This window comes from Streptomyces polygonati (assembly GCF_042650325.1).
GTDB lineage: Bacteria > Actinomycetota > Actinomycetes > Streptomycetales > Streptomycetaceae > Actinacidiphila > Actinacidiphila polygonati.
Genome location: NZ_JBHSBB010000005.1, coordinates 85,828 through 102,659, shown reverse-complemented (window position 1 = coordinate 102,659; position 16,832 = coordinate 85,828). Strand labels below are relative to the sequence as shown.

At 72.0% G+C, this 16,832-nt stretch carries 18 protein-coding genes and 1 pseudogene; 18 read left to right on the top strand and 1 reads right to left on the bottom strand.

Translation table 11 applies throughout. The annotated features are described in order from the left end of the window. Nucleotides 1–87 precede the first annotated feature (87 nt). Nucleotides 88–1,656 carry a signal recognition particle protein gene (gene ffh / locus ACFO3J_RS04015; protein ID WP_386426182.1) on the top strand — a complete coding sequence of 523 codons (1,569 nt, stop codon included), beginning with the start codon at nt 88–90 and terminating at the stop codon, nt 1,654–1,656. Further along, entirely contained in the window at nt 1,656–2,177 is a 522-nt protein-coding gene (locus tag ACFO3J_RS04010; protein WP_386426181.1) for a GNAT family N-acetyltransferase, read from the top strand. Before ffh ends, ACFO3J_RS04010 begins: the two co-directional genes overlap by 1 nt. Before the next feature lie 39 nt (nt 2,178–2,216). On the opposite strand, the gene ACFO3J_RS04005 is transcribed toward ACFO3J_RS04010, so the two are convergent. Next, nucleotides 2,217–3,122, bottom strand: coding sequence for a class I SAM-dependent methyltransferase (locus tag ACFO3J_RS04005; RefSeq protein ID WP_386426179.1), 906 nt, complete (start codon nt 3,120–3,122; stop codon nt 2,217–2,219). A 195-nt stretch (nt 3,123–3,317) separates the two neighbouring features. Here ACFO3J_RS04005 and proS point away from each other — a divergent pair, with 195 nt between their 5' ends. From proS to dprA, 16 genes and pseudogenes are all read left to right on the top strand, one after another. Next, on the top strand, nt 3,318–4,730 hold the full coding sequence (gene proS / locus ACFO3J_RS04000; RefSeq protein WP_386426177.1) for a proline--tRNA ligase: 1,413 nt from the start codon (nt 3,318–3,320) through the stop codon (nt 4,728–4,730). 253 nt (nt 4,731–4,983) lie between these two features. Beyond that, a complete protein-coding gene (locus ACFO3J_RS03995) occupies nt 4,984–5,574 on the top strand; it encodes a hypothetical protein (RefSeq protein WP_386426175.1) in 591 nt (196 codons plus the stop codon). 200 nt (nt 5,575–5,774) lie between these two features. Then, nucleotides 5,775–6,215, top strand: a complete 441-nt coding sequence (rpsP, locus tag ACFO3J_RS03990; RefSeq protein ID WP_386426173.1) for a 30S ribosomal protein S16 — start codon at nt 5,775–5,777, stop codon at nt 6,213–6,215. A gap of 2 nt (nt 6,216–6,217) precedes the next feature. Further along, a complete protein-coding gene (locus ACFO3J_RS03985) occupies nt 6,218–6,457 on the top strand; it encodes an RNA-binding protein (RefSeq protein WP_386426171.1) in 240 nt (79 codons plus the stop codon). A 158-nt stretch (nt 6,458–6,615) separates the two neighbouring features. Beyond that, nucleotides 6,616–7,203 (top strand): ribosome maturation factor RimM, encoded by a 588-nt coding sequence (gene rimM / locus ACFO3J_RS03980; protein WP_386426169.1) that lies wholly within the window; start codon nt 6,616–6,618, stop codon nt 7,201–7,203. Nucleotide 7,204: 1 nt separating this feature from the next. Further along, entirely contained in the window at nt 7,205–8,026 is an 822-nt protein-coding gene (trmD, locus tag ACFO3J_RS03975; protein WP_386426168.1) for a tRNA (guanosine(37)-N1)-methyltransferase TrmD, read from the top strand. A gap of 133 nt (nt 8,027–8,159) precedes the next feature. Then, nucleotides 8,160–8,507, top strand: coding sequence for a 50S ribosomal protein L19 (rplS, locus tag ACFO3J_RS03970; protein WP_386426598.1), 348 nt, complete (start codon nt 8,160–8,162; stop codon nt 8,505–8,507). Nucleotides 8,508–8,567: 60 nt separating this feature from the next. Continuing rightward, a complete protein-coding gene (lepB, locus tag ACFO3J_RS03965; RefSeq protein ID WP_386426167.1) occupies nt 8,568–9,377 on the top strand; it encodes a signal peptidase I in 810 nt (269 codons plus the stop codon). Further along, a pseudogene (gene lepB, locus ACFO3J_RS03960) lies at nt 9,370–10,395 on the top strand (signal peptidase I); the annotation flags it as partial. The gene lepB (ACFO3J_RS03965) and the pseudogene lepB (ACFO3J_RS03960), both read left to right, overlap by 8 nt. Before the next feature lie 151 nt (nt 10,396–10,546). Beyond that, entirely contained in the window at nt 10,547–11,503 is a 957-nt protein-coding gene (gene lepB, locus ACFO3J_RS03955; RefSeq protein ID WP_386426166.1) for a signal peptidase I, read from the top strand. A gap of 90 nt (nt 11,504–11,593) precedes the next feature. Next, nucleotides 11,594–12,385 carry a signal peptidase I gene (gene lepB, locus ACFO3J_RS03950; RefSeq protein ID WP_386426164.1) on the top strand — a complete coding sequence of 264 codons (792 nt, stop codon included), beginning with the start codon at nt 11,594–11,596 and terminating at the stop codon, nt 12,383–12,385. A gap of 64 nt (nt 12,386–12,449) precedes the next feature. Next, nucleotides 12,450–12,947 (top strand): NUDIX hydrolase, encoded by a 498-nt coding sequence (locus ACFO3J_RS03945; protein WP_386426163.1) that lies wholly within the window; start codon nt 12,450–12,452, stop codon nt 12,945–12,947. 40 nt (nt 12,948–12,987) lie between these two features. Then, the gene (locus ACFO3J_RS03940) at nt 12,988–13,314 is read left to right on the top strand and encodes a DUF2469 domain-containing protein (RefSeq protein WP_386426161.1); all 327 of its coding nucleotides are present in this window, start codon (nt 12,988–12,990) and stop codon (nt 13,312–13,314) included. A 94-nt stretch (nt 13,315–13,408) separates the two neighbouring features. Continuing rightward, nucleotides 13,409–13,771 (top strand): YraN family protein, encoded by a 363-nt coding sequence (locus ACFO3J_RS03935; protein ID WP_386426159.1) that lies wholly within the window; start codon nt 13,409–13,411, stop codon nt 13,769–13,771. After that, the gene (locus ACFO3J_RS03930; RefSeq protein ID WP_386426158.1) at nt 13,771–15,429 is read left to right on the top strand and encodes a YifB family Mg chelatase-like AAA ATPase; all 1,659 of its coding nucleotides are present in this window, start codon (nt 13,771–13,773) and stop codon (nt 15,427–15,429) included. The genes ACFO3J_RS03935 and ACFO3J_RS03930 overlap by 1 nt, the downstream gene beginning before the upstream one ends. Nucleotides 15,430–15,587: 158 nt before the next feature. Further along, complete coding sequence (gene dprA, locus ACFO3J_RS03925) at nt 15,588–16,748, top strand: DNA-processing protein DprA (protein ID WP_386426156.1); 1,161 nt, start codon at nt 15,588–15,590, stop codon at nt 16,746–16,748. Nucleotides 16,749–16,832: the final 84 nt, after the last annotated feature.

Here is a 16,832-nt window from a genome sequence, read left to right as displayed (position 1 = left end):
CCGTCGGGCGAGGGGGGTCCGAGCCCCGGGCCGGATACCCTGGAAGGCGATGGTGCCCGCCCCCCGACCCGAGGATCTGCAAACACCGTGTTCGATACCCTCTCCGATCGCCTTGCAGCCAGTTTCAAGAACCTCCGGGGTAAAGGCCGTCTGTCCGAGGCGGACATCGACGCCACCGCACGCGAGATCCGCATCGCCCTGCTCGAAGCCGACGTCGCCCTCCCGGTGGTCCGGGCCTTCGTGGCGAACGTCAAGCAGCGGGCGCTGGGCGCCGAGGTCTCGCGGGCACTGAATCCGGGGCAGCAGTTCGTCAAGATCGTCAACGACGAGCTGGTCGGCATCCTCGGCGGCGAGGCCCGCCGCCTGCGCTTCGCCAAGCAGCCGCCCACCGTGATCATGCTGGCCGGCCTCCAGGGCGCCGGTAAGACCACGCTGGCCGGCAAGCTGGGCCAGTGGCTGCAGAAGCAGGGCCACACCCCGCTGCTGGTCGCCTGCGACCTCCAGCGCCCCAACGCCGTGACCCAGCTGTCCGTGGTCGCCGAGCGGGCCGGAGTCGCGGTCTTCGCCCCCGAGCCGGGCAACGGCGTGGGCGACCCGGTGAAGGTCGCCAAGGACTCCATCGGCTTCGCCACCACACAGCAATACGACGTCGTGATCGTGGACACCGCCGGCCGCCTGGGCGTCGACCAGGAGATGATGCGGCAGGCCGCCGACATCCGCGACGCCGTGCGCCCCGACGAGATCCTCTTCGTGGTCGACGCGATGATCGGCCAGGACGCGGTGAACACCGCCGAGGCCTTCCGCGACGGCGTGGGCTTCGACGGCGTGGTGCTGTCCAAGCTCGACGGCGACGCCCGCGGCGGCGCCGCGCTGTCCATCGCGCACGTCACCGGCAAGCAGATCATGTTCGCGTCCAACGGCGAGAAGCTGGACGACTTCGACGCCTTCCACCCGGACCGGATGGCGTCCCGCATCCTCGGTATGGGCGACGTGCTGTCGCTGATCGAGAAGGCCGAGCAGACCTTCAGCCAGGCCGAGGCCGAGAAGATGGCGGCCAAGCTGGCGAAGGGCCCCAAGGAGTTCACCCTCGACGACTTCCTGGAGCAGATGGAGCAGGTCCGCAAGATGGGCTCGATCTCCAAGCTGCTCGGGATGCTGCCCGGCATGGGCCAGCTCAAGGACCAGATCAACAACCTGGACGAGAAGGACGTCGACCGCACCGCGGCGATCATCAAGTCGATGACCCCGGGGGAGCGCGCCGACCCGCACATCATCAACGGCTCGCGCCGGGCCCGTATCGCCCGCGGCTCCGGCGTCGAGGTGAGCGCGGTCAAGGGCCTGGTCGAGCGGTTCTTCGACGCCCGCAAGATGATGTCCCGGATGGCCCAGGGCGGCGGCATGCCGGGTATGCCGGGCGTCCCCGGCATGGGCGGCGGCCCGGGCCGGCAGAAGAAGCAGCAGAAGCAGGCCAAGGGCAAGCGGCAGAGCGGCAACCCGATGAAGCGCCGCGAGGAGGCCGCCGCCGCGGCGGCCCGCCGCGACCAGCAGAGCCGGGAGCCGGCCCAGGAGCAGGGCGGCGGACCGTTCGGCCTGCCCGGTGGTGGCGGCGGCAAGGACTTCGAACTGCCCGAGGACTTCAAGAAGTTCATGGGCTGATGCGGGTCTCGATCCGCGTTCCCCGCCCCGATGACGCCAAGGCCCACCGGGAGGCCGTGCTGCGGTCGGTGGAGCACCTCAGCCCGTGGAACCCGGTGGACCCGGACGGGTTCCACGAGCTGCTGCGACGGCAGGGCCCAGGGCTGCGCACGTATCTGATCGTCAACGACGAGGACGGCGGCATCGTCGGCAAGTGCAATGTCGCCAACATCGTCCGCGCCCGCTTCCGCAACGCCACGCTGGGCTACGACAGCTATCTGCCGTACAACGGCACCGGCCGGATGAGCGAGGGCATGCGGCTGGTCGTGGACCGCTGCTTCACCAGCTATCCCGAAGGGCTCGGGCTGCACCGGCTGGAGATCAACGTCCAGCCGGACAACCGGCGTTCCACGGCGATGGCCCAGCGGCTGGGTTTCCGGCACGAAGGCTTCTCGCCGCGGATGCTGTACATCAACGACGCCTGGCGCGACCACGAGCGTTTCGCGCTGACCGCCGAGGAGTGGCCGGGCCTCGGCGGCTGAGCCGACGCGACCCGGGGTGCCCGGACCCGGGCTTCCGGGTCAGACCCGGGCGATGAGGTAGCGGAAGACGTTGTCCATCCGGATGGTGCCGTCGCGACGGCGGTAGGGGTGCAGCGCCTCGGTGATCTCCTTGTCGACCTGCTCGCGGTCGGTGGCCTCGACGGCCGCGTCGAACACTCCGGTGGACAGCAGACCGCGCACCGCGCTGGGCAGGTCGGGGTAGCCGAACGGGCAGGAGACACGGCCGGAGCCGTCCGGCCGCAGACCGGCCCCCCGCGCCAGGTCCTCCAGGTCGTCCCGGCCGCTGAGCCGGACATCGCGCAGCCCGGGTCCGCGCGGTTCGGCCATCCGCGCCGCCATCCGCAGCACCCGCGAGGTGGCGCAGCGCTCCGGCGGGCCCCAGCCGGCCAGCACCACGGTCGCGCCGGGGGACGCGGCGGCGGCCACCGCGGCCAGCGCGGGCCGCAGTTCGGTGGATGGAGTCGCCGGGTCGAAGGCGGTGATCACGTCGAACTCGTCGCCCAGCGCGTTGTCCCGCGGACCGCCGGACAGCAGCCGGGCAGGACGGGCCACCCGTCCGGTGCCGGTGTCCCCGCAGGCGTTCCCGCGGGTGTCCGCGCCGCGGTCCCCGCCGGTACCGCGGCCGGCCGGCCGGCCGGTGGCGCGGGCGCCCCAGGCCGGATCGGGCAGCAGCCGGTCGCGGGCCACCGCCAGTCTGCTCTCGTCGGTGTCGCAGCCGGTGACCGCCGCCCCGCGGCGGGCCCCCAGCAGCAGGGCCAGACCGGTGCCGCAGCCCAGCCCCAGGATCCGGGTGTACGCGCCGACTTCGAGCCGGTCGTACACGATCTCGTACAGCGGAACGAGCATCCGTTCCTGGATCTCCGCCCAGTCCCGCGCCCTGCCCTCCGCACCGGGCCTGGTTCCGCGATAGAGCGTAGGTGCCATGGAAGCCCCAATCAGCAGCGTCGTACGCGTCGCCCCCCGCGGTCCTTGCGTGCTTGCCCGGTCCCCCAACCAGCCAACTGCTGAATCCAGCCGCCGTCCAGGCCCCAGAAGTACCGTTCTTGGTAATTTTGGCGTACGTCCCCCTAGCGGAAACCGATTCACGTTCGGCGCGCGCAGGGCCGTACCATCGCCTGCATGGCAAAGGCTCCCGTTCTCACGCCCCAGGCGGACGACTTCCCGCGCTGGTACCAGGACCTGATCAACAAGGCCGAACTGGCCGACAACGGCCCGGTGCGCGGCACCATGGTCATCCGGCCGTACGGCTACGGCCTGTGGGAGCGGATGCAGCAGGACATGGACGCGCGGATCAAGTCCGCCGGCGCGCAGAACGCCTACTTCCCGCTGTTCATCCCGCAGTCCTACCTGACCCGGGAAGCCGAGCACGTGGAGGGCTTCGCCCCCGAGCTCGCGGTGGTCACCCACGGTGGCGGCAAGGAGCTGGACGAGCCGATCGTCGTCCGGCCGACCTCCGAGACGATCATCAACGAGTACTTCTCCAAGTGGATCCAGAGCTACCGGGACCTGCCGCTGCTGATCAACCAGTGGGCGAACGTGGTCCGCTGGGAGCTGCGGCCGCGGCTGTTCCTGCGCACCACCGAATTCCTCTGGCAGGAGGGGCACACCGCGCACGCCACCTTCGAGGACGCGCGGGCGTACGCCGCCCGGATCCACCGCGAGGTCTACGCCGACTTCATGGAGAACGTGCTGGCGATCGACGTGGTGCTCGGCCGCAAGACGGCCAAGGAGCGGTTCGCCGGCGCCATCAACACCCTCACCCTGGAAGGGATGATGGGCGACGGCAAGGCGCTCCAGATGGGCACCAGCCACGAGCTCGGGCAGAACTTCGCCAAGGCCTTCAACACCCAGTACCTGTCCAAGGACAGCACGCAGGAACTCGTCTGGCAGACCTCCTGGGGCAGCAGCACCCGGATGCTCGGCGGCCTGGTGATGGTGCACGGCGACGACAACGGGCTGCGGGTGCCCCCGCGGCTGGCCCACGTCCAGGTCGTCGTGCTGGCGATCAAGGACGACGAGGCGGTCGTCGCCAAGGTGCGGGAGATCGGCGACACGCTGCGCGCGGCCGGTCTGAAGGTCGTGGTGGACGACCGCACCGACACCCCCTTCGGCCGCCGCGCGGTCGACTGGGAGCTCAAGGGCGTGCCGGTACGGGTCGAGATCGGACCGCGCGACCTGGAGGCCGGCACCGCGATGCTGGCCCGGCGCATCCCGGGCGGCAAGGCGCCGGTCGCCATCGACAGCCTGGTGTCCCTGCTGCCCACCGTGCTGGAGGAGGACCAGGCGCAGCTGCTGCGGGAGTCCCGCGAGCGCCGTACGTCCCGGACCGTGGACGTGGCCACCATCGACGAGGCGGCCGAGGCCGCGGCCACCGGCTGGGCCCGTATCCCGTGGGCGGACCTGGGCCCGGAAGGCGAGGCCAAGCTCGCCGAGCAGGGCGTCTCGGTGCGCTGCCTGGTCGCCGAGGACGGCTCCGTACCGCTGGCGGACGACGCTCCCGGCACCATCGCCGTGGTCGCCCGGGCCTACTGAGGCCCCCCCGCGGCCGGCCGCCGGGTCCGCCCGGGTACCGGCCGGCCGCGGTCGCGTCCGCTGACCGAAAAGCGGCGTACGGAATACGTGGAACGTCCTGGCGTGGGGCGGGTGCGCGGGTTCTCCCCTGTTCTCCGGGGACCTCCGCACCCGCCCCTGCTCATGCGCATCATCCGTAACTGACCGATCAGTGCAAATTAATTGGGCTAGCCCCAAATCGGAACACCGGGAGCGCCCGGCTCGTTGTCACGGCGTGAGCACGACACCACCTGTTCTGGCCGCCGAGCTGGCAGTGGCATGGGCCGATATTCAACGGCACCATCCCGAACTGCCCGATCTGGCCGCGCCCGAGTCCCTCATCGGTGAGTCCTCGTCCGCCTGTGGCAACGAGCTCTCCTTCGAAAGGCTGCTGCACGAGGCCGTACACGGCGTCGCCGCCTCGCGCGGCATCCGTGACACCTCGCGTGCCGGCCGCTACCACAACCGCCGATTCCTCGCCATCGCCGACGAGCTGGGCCTCGACCACGCCGACGAGCCCCACCCCAGCAGCGGCTTCTCCCTGGTGGTGATGCGCCCGGACACCCGCAAGCGGTATCGGGCCACCATCGACCGGCTCCAGCGCGCTCTGAAGGCGCACACCGTGGCCACCACCGCGGACACCGCACGCTCCTTCCGCGGACCGGCCGCACGGCACGGCTCCTCGGGCGGCGGCGTCCGGGTCAAGGCGGTGTGCGACTGCGGGCGCAATGTGCGCGTGGTGCCGTCCGTCCTGGCGCAGGCACCGATCATGTGCGGCGCGTGCGGGCAGCCGTTCCGCATCCCGGAGGTCGTCGGGGTCGGCTGAGGCGGCGGACCGGGGCCGACGGGGGAGCGGCCTGGTTCGTCGTGTTCGCGGAGTGTGGCAGAATGTTCAGCTGAGTACTCGACAGCCGTGCAGGATCCCTCTCTCCTTCGGCTGACGCGTCCATCGGGCGCATGACTCCCACAACCCCACGTGGCTGTCCGCTGTACCCAAACACGTCAATTCCAGGAGAACCCGCTCCCGTGGCAGTCAAGATCAAGCTGAAGCGTCTGGGCAAGATCCGTTCGCCTCACTACCGCATCGTCGTCGCCGACTCCCGTACCCGCCGTGACGGCCGGGCCATCGAGGAGATCGGTCTGTACCACCCGGTGCAGAACCCCTCGCGCATCGAGGTCGACTCGGACCGCGCGCAGTACTGGCTCTCCGTCGGCGCCCAGCCGACCGAGCCGGTGCTGGCCATCCTCAAGCTGACCGGTGACTGGCAGAAGTACCGCAACGAGCCGGCTCCGCCCCCGCTGCTGGTCGCCGAGCCGAAGGCCGACAAGCGCGTCGTGTTCGAGGCCGCGGCCAAGGACACCGCGGACGAGTCGAAGGGTGAGGCGATCACCCCCAGGGCGAAGAAGTCCGACAAGAAGGCCGATGACGCCGAGGCCGCGGCCCCGGCCGAGTCCACCGAGGCCTGAGGATGCTCGAGGAGGCCCTTGAGCACCTCGTGAAGGGCATCGTCGACAACCCCGAGGATGTGCAGGTCGACCTGCGCACCCGGGGCCGCGGCAGCGTGCTGGAGGTCCGGGTCCACCCCGAGGACCTCGGCAAGGTGATCGGCCGCAACGGCCGAACTGCCCGTGCGCTGCGTACCGTGGTAGGAGCGCTCGGCGGACGCGGTGTCCGCGTCGACCTGGTCGACGTGGACCAGGTGCGCTGAGGCGGTCAGGTCCTGTGAACACCCGGCGCGGGCCGGGAGCGGTCTTCCACCGCTCCCGGCCCGCGCCGTCTCGTGCGGTCCCCATCACCCGTCCCGTCATCACCCATCCCTTCACCACCCGTCCCGTCCCACGTGTCCCCGAAAGGTGAACGCGCTCCATGCAGCTGGTAGTCGGCAGGATCGGCCGCGCCCACGGCATCAAGGGCGAGGTCAGCGTCGAAGTCCGCACCGACGAGCCGGAGTCACGGCTCGCACCCGGCGCCGTACTCGCCACCGACCCCCCCTCGACCGGCCCGCTCACCATCGCCACCGGCCGGGTGCACAGCGGCAGGCTGATGCTGCGCTTCGAGGGCGTCAGCGACCGCACCGGCGCCGAGGCGCTGCGCAACACGCTGCTGATCGCCGAGGTCGACCCGGAGGAGATGCCGGAGGACCCCGAGGAGTTCTACGACCATCAGCTGATCGATCTGGACGTGGTCACCGTCGACGGCCGCGAGGTCGGGCGGATCACCGAGATCACCCATCTGCCGTACCAGGATCTGCTGGTCGTGGCGCGCCCCGAGGGCGGCGAGGTGCTGATCCCGTTCGTCAGCGAGATCGTGCCGGAGATCGACCTGGAGGAGCAGCGGGCGGTGATCGACCCGCCGCCGGGGCTGCTGGAGGACATCGCCGAGGCGCCCGCCGCCGGTGGTCAGGCCGGCCGTGGCGCGTCCGACGGCGACGCTTCGCCGCGGGACGGCGGCTGAGATGCGGATCGACGTCGTCACGATCTTCCCCGAGTACCTCGAACCGCTGAACGTCTCGCTGGTCGGCAAGGCCCGCGCGGCCGGCCGCCTCGACGTCCGGGTGCACGACCTGCGCGGCTGGGCCCACGACCGGCACAACACCGTCGACGACACCCCGTACGGCGGCGGCCCCGGCATGGTCATGATGACCGGACCCTGGGGCGAGGCGCTCGACCAGACCCTCGCCGACGGCTACGAAGCCGGCGCCCGTCAGCCGGTGCTGGTCGTCCCCACCCCCGGCGGCCGCCCCTTCACCCAGGCACTGGCCGCCGAACTGTCCGCCCGCCCCTGGCTGGTCTTCGCCCCGGCCCGCTACGAAGGCATCGACACCCGTGTCACCGCCGAGTACGCCACCCGGCTGCCGGTCGTCGAAGTCTCCATCGGCGACTACGTCCTGGCCGGCGGGGAAGCCGCCGTGCTGGTGATCACCGAAGCGGTGGCCCGGCTGCTGCCCGGCGTCCTCGGCAACGCCCAGTCGCACGCCGACGACTCCTTCGCGCCCGGCCCGATGGCGAGCCTGCTGGAAGGCCCGGTCTACACCAAGCCGCCCGTCTGGCGCGGTCGCGACATCCCCGACGTGCTGCTCAGCGGCCACCACGGGAAGATCGCCCGCTGGCGCCGCGACGAGGCCTTCCGCCGTACCGCCGCCAACCGGCCCGATCTGATCGAGCGGGCCGACCCCGCGGCCTTCGACAAGAAGGACCGCGAGATGCTCAGCATCCTCGGCTGGATGGCCGGCCCGGACGGCCGATTTGGGCGCAACCCCGAAGCCGTGGAAGAATGAGCGGCTGCTGCCCGTCCGACGCGCGCCCCTGCCACAGGGGGAACGACGCCGCGGGGGCCGGCGGCCACCCAGACATCCTGACGACGTTCCGCCGATGACCTGTGGCATCGGCGAGGAAGCAGAAACCCACATCATGACCAACCTCATCGAGGGCCTCAACAGCGCGTCCCTGCGCGACGACGTCCCGGCGTTCCGCCCCGGCGACACCGTCAACGTGCACGTACGCGTCATCGAGGGCAATCGCTCCCGTGTGCAGCAGTTCAAGGGCGTCGTCATCCGCCGCCAGGGCGCGGGCATCAGCGAGACCTTCACCGTCCGCAAGGTCAGCTTCTCCGTCGGCGTCGAGCGCACCTTCCCGGTGCACACCCCGATCGTGGAGCGGATCGAGATCGTCACCCGCGGTGACGTCCGCCGCGCCAAGCTGTACTACCTCCGTGAGCTGCGCGGCAAGGCCGCGAAGATCAAGGAGAAGCGCGACTAGGAACACGACGGGCGATCACCCGCGCGCTTTCCCTGAGCGGCCGGATAAGCTCTGGCCTCGATGGACAGCGAAGCAGTCGTTCCGGAACGCGACCGTTCCCCCGGTTCCGCCTCATCGGCGGCGGGGGAACGGTCGCGTTCCGTCGTCTCCGGGGACGTGTCGACGGCCGTGTCCCCCGCTGAGTCCCCTGCTGAGTCCGGGGCCGGGGCCGGGGCCGGGACGGACGCGTTGTCCGGTGCCGGCCCGGCCGGCTCGGCGGCGGCCCGCTGGTGGGCGGAATGGCGGCGGACGCTGCTGCTGGCCGCGGGCTGCGTCGCCGTCCTGTTGCTCGTCGGCCACTTCGTGGTGGAGCCTTTCCAGGTGCCGAGCACCTCGATGGAGGGAACGCTGCGGGTCGGCGACCGGGTGCTGGTCGACAAGCTGGCGTACCGCTTCGGCGGCTCACCGCGGCGGGGGGACGTGATCGTGTTCGACGGCAACGGATCGTTCCAGCAGACCGGCGGGACCGACTACGTGAAGCGGGTGATCGGGGTCGGTGGCGACCGCGTCACCTGCTGCGACGACCTGGGACGTATCACCGTCAACGGCGTGGCGCTGGACGAGACGTATCTGCACCCCGGGGACGTTCCCTCCCAGGTGCCGTTCGACATCGAGGTGCCGGAGGGCAGGCTGTGGGTCATGGGTGACCATCGTGACGACTCCGCCGACTCCCGCGACCACCTCGGCGATCCGGGGGGCGGCACCGTACCGGTGGACCGGGTGATCGGCCGGGCCGAGTGGATCGCCTGGCCGGTCGGGCACTGGACCAGGCTCGGCCGCCCGGCCACCTTCGCCGCGGTGCCCGCGCCCCCGGCCGGCCGGCATGGGTAACCGCGGCAAGCCGCGCTCCTCCGGACCCGCGGCCGCCGCCCCCGAGGCGCCGCCGCTGACCGGCACCACCCGGATCGAGCGCCGCAAGCTGGCCCGCAAGGTCAAGCGCAAGCGGCGCCGTTCGCTGCTCACCGAGGTGCCGCTGCTGGTCGTGGTGGCACTGGTGATCGCACTGGTGCTCAAGACCTTCCTGCTCCAGGCGTTCGTGATCCCCTCCGGATCGATGCAGCAGACCATCCAGATCGGCGACCGCGTCCTGGTCGACAAGCTCACCCCGTGGTTCGGCACCAAGCCGCAGCGCGGGGACGTGGTGGTCTTCCAGGATCCCGGCGGCTGGCTGGCCGGCGAACCGCAGGCCAAGCCGTCCCCGGTGGTCGTCAAGCAGGTCAAGCAGTTCTTCACCTTCATCGGGCTGCTTCCCGCATCCGGCGAGCAGGACCTGATCAAGCGGGTGATCGGGGTCGGCGGCGACACCGTCCAGTGCTGCGACAAGGACGGCCGGCTGCTGGTCAACGGCAAACCGCTGGACGAGCCCTACGTCTATCCCGGCAATCCACCCTCAATGATGAAATTCACCGTCCATGTACCCGCCGGGCGGCTGTGGGTCATGGGCGATCACCGCTCCGATTCGGCCGACTCCCGCTACCACACGGACAAGCCCGGCGGCGGCACGATTCCGGAGAACCTGGTGGTCGGCAGGGCTTTCGTCATCGCCTGGCCGGTCGGTCACTGGACGCGGCTGCGGGAGCCCGGCACGTTCTCGTCGGTCCCGGACCCTCCCGCGGCGAGCGCTTCGGCCACAGGTATGCCCACTAGGGTGGGCAGCGCCAACAACGGTCACAGGACGAACCAGCTACCGACTCCTGCGGAACTCCCGTTCGTTCTGGGAGTGGCGGGCTTGCGCCGGAGACGGGGCAGGCGGCGGTCTGGAGTGAGGAGTGGATGTGGGGGATCTCGTGGTGGGCGCACGGTCAGGATCAGGCGAGCCCGAAAAGGGGAAGGCCGAGGTGCCTCCGGTGCCGCAGACCCCCCCGGTGCCGCCGGCGTTCTCCCAGGCGTCCCCGACTTCTCCGGCTTCTCCGGCCTCGCCCGACTTCCAGCCGGCGGCCTCATCCGACTTCCAGGCGTCCTCGGACTCCGCGCCGTCCTCGGCGTTCTCCGCCTCCCCGGTGGACGGCGCCCCGGCCGACGGGACGGGTCCCGTCCACCACGACTACGCCGGCGCCCCCCAGTACGGAGGCCCGTCGGACCTCGGGGGTCCGAACGGCCCCGGTGACGGCGGAGGGGGCGGCGGTGACGAGCCGGACCCGGAGCGGGGCGCCAAGCCGCGTTCGTTCTGGAAGGAACTCCCGCTGCTGGTCGTCATCGCCCTGGTGCTGGCGCTGATCATCAAGACCTTCCTCGTGCAGGCGTTCTCCATCCCCTCCGACTCGATGCAGAACACGCTGCAGCGCGGTGACCGGGTGCTGGTCGACAAGCTCACCCCGTGGTTCGGCTCCGAGCCGAGCCGCGGCGAGGTCGTCGTCTTCCACGACCCCGGCGGCTGGCTGCCGGAGAATCCGCCGGCCAGCAGCAATCCGCTGGTCAGGGGGCTGCAAAAGGGCCTCAGCTTTATCGGCCTGATGCCCTCCGCCGACGAGAAGGACCTGATCAAGCGGGTCATCGGCGTCGGCGGCGACACGGTCCAGTGCGAGGGCAGCGGCCCGGTCAAGGTCAATGGCAAGGCGCTCAACGAGCCGTACGTCTTCGCCGGCAACACCGCGTGCACCCCGGACACCCCGTTCAAGGTCACGGTGCCCAAGGGCCGGATCTGGGTGATGGGCGACCACCGCCAGGACTCGCTGGACTCCCGCTACCACACGCAGCTGCCCGGTGGCGGCACCGTCGCCGACAGTGACGTGGTGGGCCGCGCCGTCGTGGTGGCCTGGCCGATCAACCGCTGGGACGCGCTGTCCATCCCGTCGACGTTCTCCCAGCCCGGTATCAGCGCGGCGGGTGCCGCGGTCCCCGCGGCGGCCGGTCTGGCCGGTGCGGCGCCGCTGGTGCTGCTGCGCAGGCGGCGGCTGCTGCGGAAGGACGAGGCCAGGAGCGCCCCGGGTGCGGGTCCGGCGGGCGGCGACGTCTGAGGGTGCGGCCGGGCCCGGCGGCCGGTGGCGCCGGGTGAGGCTCGGCCGGAGGGCTGACCCGGAGCGTACCGACGGGTAGGGTGCCGGTCCATGAGCAGCTCGACAAGCACCGTGGGCGGTGCGATACGCAGGGATGACGGCGCGGGCGGCGGTCGGCTGGGACGCAGGATGTCCGGGCTGGCCGTCGCTCTCGGCTGTGTGCTGTTCGTCGGCGGTTTCGCCTGGGCGGCGGTGGTCTACCGCCCCTACACCGTGCCGACCGACTCGATGAAGCCCACGGTGAGCCCCGGGGACAAGGTGCTGGCCCAGCACGCGACCGGGGCGGAGGTGCGCCGCGGTGACGTGGTGGTCTTCCGGGACAAGCTGTGGGGCGACGAGCCGATGGTCAAGCGGGTCGTCGGCGTCGGCGGGGATGTGGTGGCCTGCTGCGACAAGCAGGGCCGGCTCACGGTGAACGGCTCGCCGGTGGATGAGGACTATCTGGCCGGCGGCCTGTCCGCCTCGCTGGAGCATTTCCGGTCCGATGTGCCCGGCGGCGAGCTGTTCCTGCTGGGCGACAACCGGAATGTCTCGCTGGACTCCCGGGTCCATCTCGAAGACGCCCAGCAGGGCGCGGTCCCGGCGAGCGATGTCGAGGCCAGGGTGGTGGCGACCGTGTGGCCGCTGGGGCGGACCGGGATGCTGCCGCGGACCTCGGCGTTCGGGGCGGTCCCGGCTTCCGGTGGCGCCGGCGGCAGCGGGGGTGGCGGTGGCTCGGGCGGCGGACTGCCGTCGCAGGGGCCACTGGAGTGGCTGGTGGTCGCGGTGATCGCCGGGGCGGCGCTGATCCTGGGCGGGGCGGCGTACGGGCCGCTGGCCGGGCTGGCGCGGCGGCGCCGATGAGCGGACGCTGGGTGATGTGCGCACGGTGAGCGGACGGTGAGCGGACGGCGAGCGGGGGCGGACGGTGAGCGAGGAGCGCGCGGGGCGGCGCAGGGTCGCCCGGGTGGTGCTGCTGGACCCGGCGGATCGCGTTTTGCTGATGCATGGCTTCGACCCGGCCGAACCGTCGCGGACCTGGTGGTTCACCCCGGGCGGCGGGGTCGAGGGCGAGGAGGGGCTGGAAGCGGCGGCCCTGCGCGAGGTCGCGGAGGAGACCGGGATCACCCGGCTGCGGCTGGGCCCGCGGCTGTGGCGGCGCGACTGCTCGTTCCGGTTCGACGGCCGCCGCTGGGAGCAGGACGAAACGTACTTCCTGGGGCGTACGCAGACCCTCGACGTGGACATCAGCGGGCACACCGACCTCGAACGCCGTAGCGTGAACGGGCTGCGGTGGTGGACGTGCGAGGAACTTCTCCGCACTCGTGAGACGGTGTATCCGATCAGGCTCGCCGGGCTGCTGCGTACGCTGCTCGACGAAGGCCCCCCGCTATCCCCGATCCCGCTGGGAACGGAGCGCGACTGACGCACAATGGGGGGCACGTACGGCTGAAGGGGAACATGCCATGAGCGCCGAGGACCTCGAAAAATACGAGACCGAGATGGAGCTGAAGCTCTACCGGGAGTACCGCGACGTCGTCGGCCTGTTCAAGTATGTGATCGAGACGGAGCGCAGGTTCTATCTCACCAATGACTACGAGATGCAGGTGCACTCGGTCCAAGGTGAGGTGTTCTTCGAGGTCTCGATGGCTGACGCGTGGGTCTGGGACATGTACCGGCCGGCTCGCTTCGTGAAGCAGGTGCGGGTGCTGACGTTCAAGGACGTGAACATCGAGGAGCTCAACAAGGCGGATCTCGATCTGCCGCAGGACGACGCCGGATTCAACGGCTGAGCCGATCCGCGGCTCCGAGTTATCCACAGGTTCGACTTCACGATCATCCCGAGCCGCACCAGCTCTGTCACAGTGAGTGACGGAGGTGGTACGCATGAACGCACGAGGTGCGCTGGGGCGGTACGGCGAGGATGTGGCGGCCCGCACGCTGAAGGACGCCGGACTGACCGTGCTCGGTCGGAACTGGCGGTGGGGACGGCGGGGCGAGATCGACATCCTGGCGTCCGAGGGGGACGCCCTGGTGGTGTGCGAGGTGAAGACCCGCAGGGAAGGCGCCTTCCAGCACCCCATGGCGGCTCTCACCCCCGGTAAAGTCGCCCGGCTGCGCTCACTGGCGGAGCGCTGGACCGCCGAACACGGCGGCGCACCGCCCGGCGGCGTCCGGATCGACCTGATCGGCGTCATCCTGCCCACCCGGGGCGCCGCCCGCGTCGAGCATGTCCGGGGGGTGGCGTGATGGGCTTCGCCCGTACGTGCTCCGTCGCGCTCATCGGCGTCGAAGGAGTGGTCGTCGAGGTCCAGGCCGACCTGGAACCCGGAGTGGCCGCCTTCACCCTCGTCGGCCTGCCCGACAAAAGCCTCACCGAGAGCCGCGACCGGGTGCGCGCCGCGATCGTCAACAGCGGCGAGACCTGGCCGCAGAAGAAGCTCACCGTCGGCCTCAGCCCGGCCTCCGTGCCCAAGGGCGGTTCCGGCTTCGACCTCGCCGTCGCCTGCGCGGTGCTCGCCGCCAACGACCGCATCGCGCCCAAATCCATCGCCGACCTGATGATGATCGGGGAACTGGGCCTGGACGGCCGGGTCCGCCCGGTGCGCGGCGTCCTGCCCGCCGTGCTCGCCGCCGCCGACGCCGGCTACCGGCACGTCGTGGTCCCCGAGCGCACCACCGCGGAGGCCGCCCTCGTACCCGGCATCGCCGTCCTCGGCGTCCGCAGCCTGCGCCAACTGGTCGCGGTGCTCAACGACGAACCGGTGCCCGAGGAGGACGAGGACGGCGCCGACTCCGACGGGCGGCCCGACCCGATGCTGGCCGGGCTGACCATGCCGGGCGGGGGAGCGGCCAGCGGGCTCGGCAACGCCTTCGCCGGCGCCCCACCGGGCAGCGCGGGCTCCGGCGGCTACGGTCGCCAGGACACCCCTGACCTCGCCGACGTGGCCGGACAGCGGGTGGCCCGGCTCGCCCTGGAGGTCGCCGCGGCCGGCGGGCACCACCTGTATCTCAAAGGGCCGCCCGGCGCCGGCAAGACCATGCTCGCCGAACGGCTCCCCGGCATCCTGCCCCCGCTCACCCGGCAGGAGTCCCTGGAGGTCACCGCCGTCCACTCGGTGGCCGGCATCCTCCCGCCCGGCCGGCCCCTGGTCGACACACCGCCCTACTGCGCCCCCCACCACTCGGCCACCATGCCGTCCCTGGTCGGCGGCGGAAGCGGCCTCCCCCGGCCGGGAGCGGTCTCCCTGGCACACAGAGGTGTGCTCTTTCTGGACGAAGCCCCCGAATTCAGCGGACGGGCACTCGACGCCCTGCGGCAGCCCCTGGAAGCCGGACACGTCGTCGTCGCCCGCGCCGCCGGAGTGATGCGGCTGCCCGCCCGCTTCATGCTGGTGCTCGCCGCCAACCCGTGCCCCTGCGGGCGGCACTCGATGCTCGGCGGCGGATGCGACTGCTCACCGGCGGCCGTGCGCCGCTACCAGTCCCGGCTCTCCGGGCCATTGCTGGACCGCCTCGACCTGCGGGTGGAAGTCGAAGCGGTCACCCGCGGCGAACTCATCGGCAACGACCGGGGTGAATCCTCCGCGGTGGTGGCCGCCCGGGTCCGCGAGGCCCGCGCCCGCGCCGCCGCCCGCTACGCGGAAAGCCCGTGGCGGACCAACAGCGACATCCCGGGCCATCACCTGCGCACCCGCTGGCATCTCGCCCCCGGCGCCCTGCACGCCGCCGAACGCGACATGGAACGCGGCCTGCTCACCGCCCGCGGCCTGGACCGGGTGCTCCGCGTCGCCTGGACCCTCGCCGACCTGGCCGGCCATCCGCGCCCCGACTCCACCGACGTCCACCAGGCCCTGCAACTGCGCACCGGCGTCAACCGCGGCGCCGTACTCACCGGGAGCACCTGATGGCGCCCCCGGACGAAAGGCGCGGACCCCCCGCGCCGGGCGGGAAGCCGACGACGACCGAAGCCGTCGAAGCCGAGCTGCGGCGCCTGTACGCGGTACGGCGCCCCCAGGACGTCCACGGACCCGGACCTCGACCCGGGCCGGCGGATCGCGGACCGGTGGACGAACTGGGATACGCCGTGCCATGGCCCGAGCGGCTGGCCCGGGTGGCACTGACCCGGATCGCCGACCCGGGTGACGAGGTGATGGGCCGGGCGCTGCGCGACCGAGGGGTGGACGCCGCGCTGCGGGCCGCCCGGGCGGGGGAGCGCCTGCCCGGGGCCAGCCCTCGCAAGACCGAGAGCTACGCCATCAGAGCCGTGCGGGCCGCCCCGGTGGCCGACCTGGCCGCCGCGGGGAAGGCGGGCGCCCGCTTCCTCTGCCCCGGCGACGGCGACTGGCCCGCCCAACTGGACGACCTCGGCCCGCAGCGGCCCTACGGGCTGTGGGTCCGCGGCCGGCCCTCACTGCGGCTCTGGGCGCTGCGGTCCGTCGCCGTGGTCGGCGCCCGCGCCTGCACCGACTACGGCGCCCACATGGCGGCCCGGCTCGGCGCCGGACTGGCCGCCGCGGGCTGGGCGGTCGTCTCCGGCGCCGCCTACGGCATCGACGCCGTCGTGCACCGCAGCGCCCTCGGAGCCGGCGGCGCCACCATCGGCGTCGTGGCCAGCGGTGTCGACGTGCCCTACCCGCCCGGCAACGCCCGGCTGATCGGAGAGATCGCCGAACACGGCCTGCTCATCGGCGAGCTGCCACCGGGCGACCACCCGACCCGAGCCAGATTCGTGCTGCGGAACCGGGTGATCGCCGCCCTCACCCGCGGCACCGTCGTGGTCGAAGCCCGCTACCGCAGCGGCTCGCTGATCACCGCCCGCCGGGCCGCGGCCCTGGGCCGGGTCACCATGGGCATCCCCGGCCCCTGCACCAGCGGGCTGTCCGAAGGAGTCCACGAACTGCTGCGCGCCGACGCCCTCGTGGTCACCGACGCGGCCGAAGTCGCCGAGCTGGTCGGCGAGATCGGCGCCGACCTCGCCCCCGCCCGGCACGGCCCGATCCTGCCCCGCGACCGGCTCGCCGCAGCCACCGCCCGGGTGCTGGAAGCTCTGCCCGCGCGCGGCGACGCCGACACCGAGGCCATCGCGACCGCCGCCGGCGCCGCCCCCGGGGACACGCTCGGCCGCCTCTACGAATTGCAGGCACTCGGCTTCGTCGAACGCGCGGACGGCCGCTGGAAGTTGGTCCGTACCGTCCCGGGCGGCCCGCCACACCGGCGAGGTTGACGCCATCAACACACCATCAGGTGACAGCCGAAGGCTCTGACCTGGCACGATCCCAGGACCGGCCGCTGGCAGCCCGGCAGCCCC

Bases quoted from the DNA above. Each gene is read 5' to 3' on its own strand.
- lepB (WP_386426167.1), top strand. From the start codon at position 8,568: ATGGACAGCGAAGCAGTCGTTCCGGAACGCGACCGTTCCCCCGGTTCC.
- proS (WP_386426177.1), top strand. From the start codon at position 3,318: ATGGCAAAGGCTCCCGTTCTCACGCCCCAGGCGGACGACTTCCCGCGC.
- ACFO3J_RS04005 (WP_386426179.1), bottom strand. From the start codon at position 3,122: ATGGCACCTACGCTCTATCGCGGAACCAGGCCCGGTGCGGAGGGCAGG.
- rimM (WP_386426169.1), top strand. From the start codon at position 6,616: ATGCAGCTGGTAGTCGGCAGGATCGGCCGCGCCCACGGCATCAAGGGC.
- ACFO3J_RS03935 (WP_386426159.1), top strand. From the start codon at position 13,409: ATGAACGCACGAGGTGCGCTGGGGCGGTACGGCGAGGATGTGGCGGCC.
- ACFO3J_RS03985 (WP_386426171.1), top strand. From the start codon at position 6,218: ATGCTCGAGGAGGCCCTTGAGCACCTCGTGAAGGGCATCGTCGACAAC.
- lepB (WP_386426164.1), top strand. From the start codon at position 11,594: ATGAGCAGCTCGACAAGCACCGTGGGCGGTGCGATACGCAGGGATGAC.
- ACFO3J_RS04010 (WP_386426181.1), top strand. From the start codon at position 1,656: ATGCGGGTCTCGATCCGCGTTCCCCGCCCCGATGACGCCAAGGCCCAC.
- trmD (WP_386426168.1), top strand. From the start codon at position 7,205: ATGCGGATCGACGTCGTCACGATCTTCCCCGAGTACCTCGAACCGCTG.
- rplS (WP_386426598.1), top strand. From the start codon at position 8,160: ATGACCAACCTCATCGAGGGCCTCAACAGCGCGTCCCTGCGCGACGAC.
- ACFO3J_RS03930 (WP_386426158.1), top strand. From the start codon at position 13,771: ATGGGCTTCGCCCGTACGTGCTCCGTCGCGCTCATCGGCGTCGAAGGA.
- ACFO3J_RS03940 (WP_386426161.1), top strand. From the start codon at position 12,988: ATGAGCGCCGAGGACCTCGAAAAATACGAGACCGAGATGGAGCTGAAG.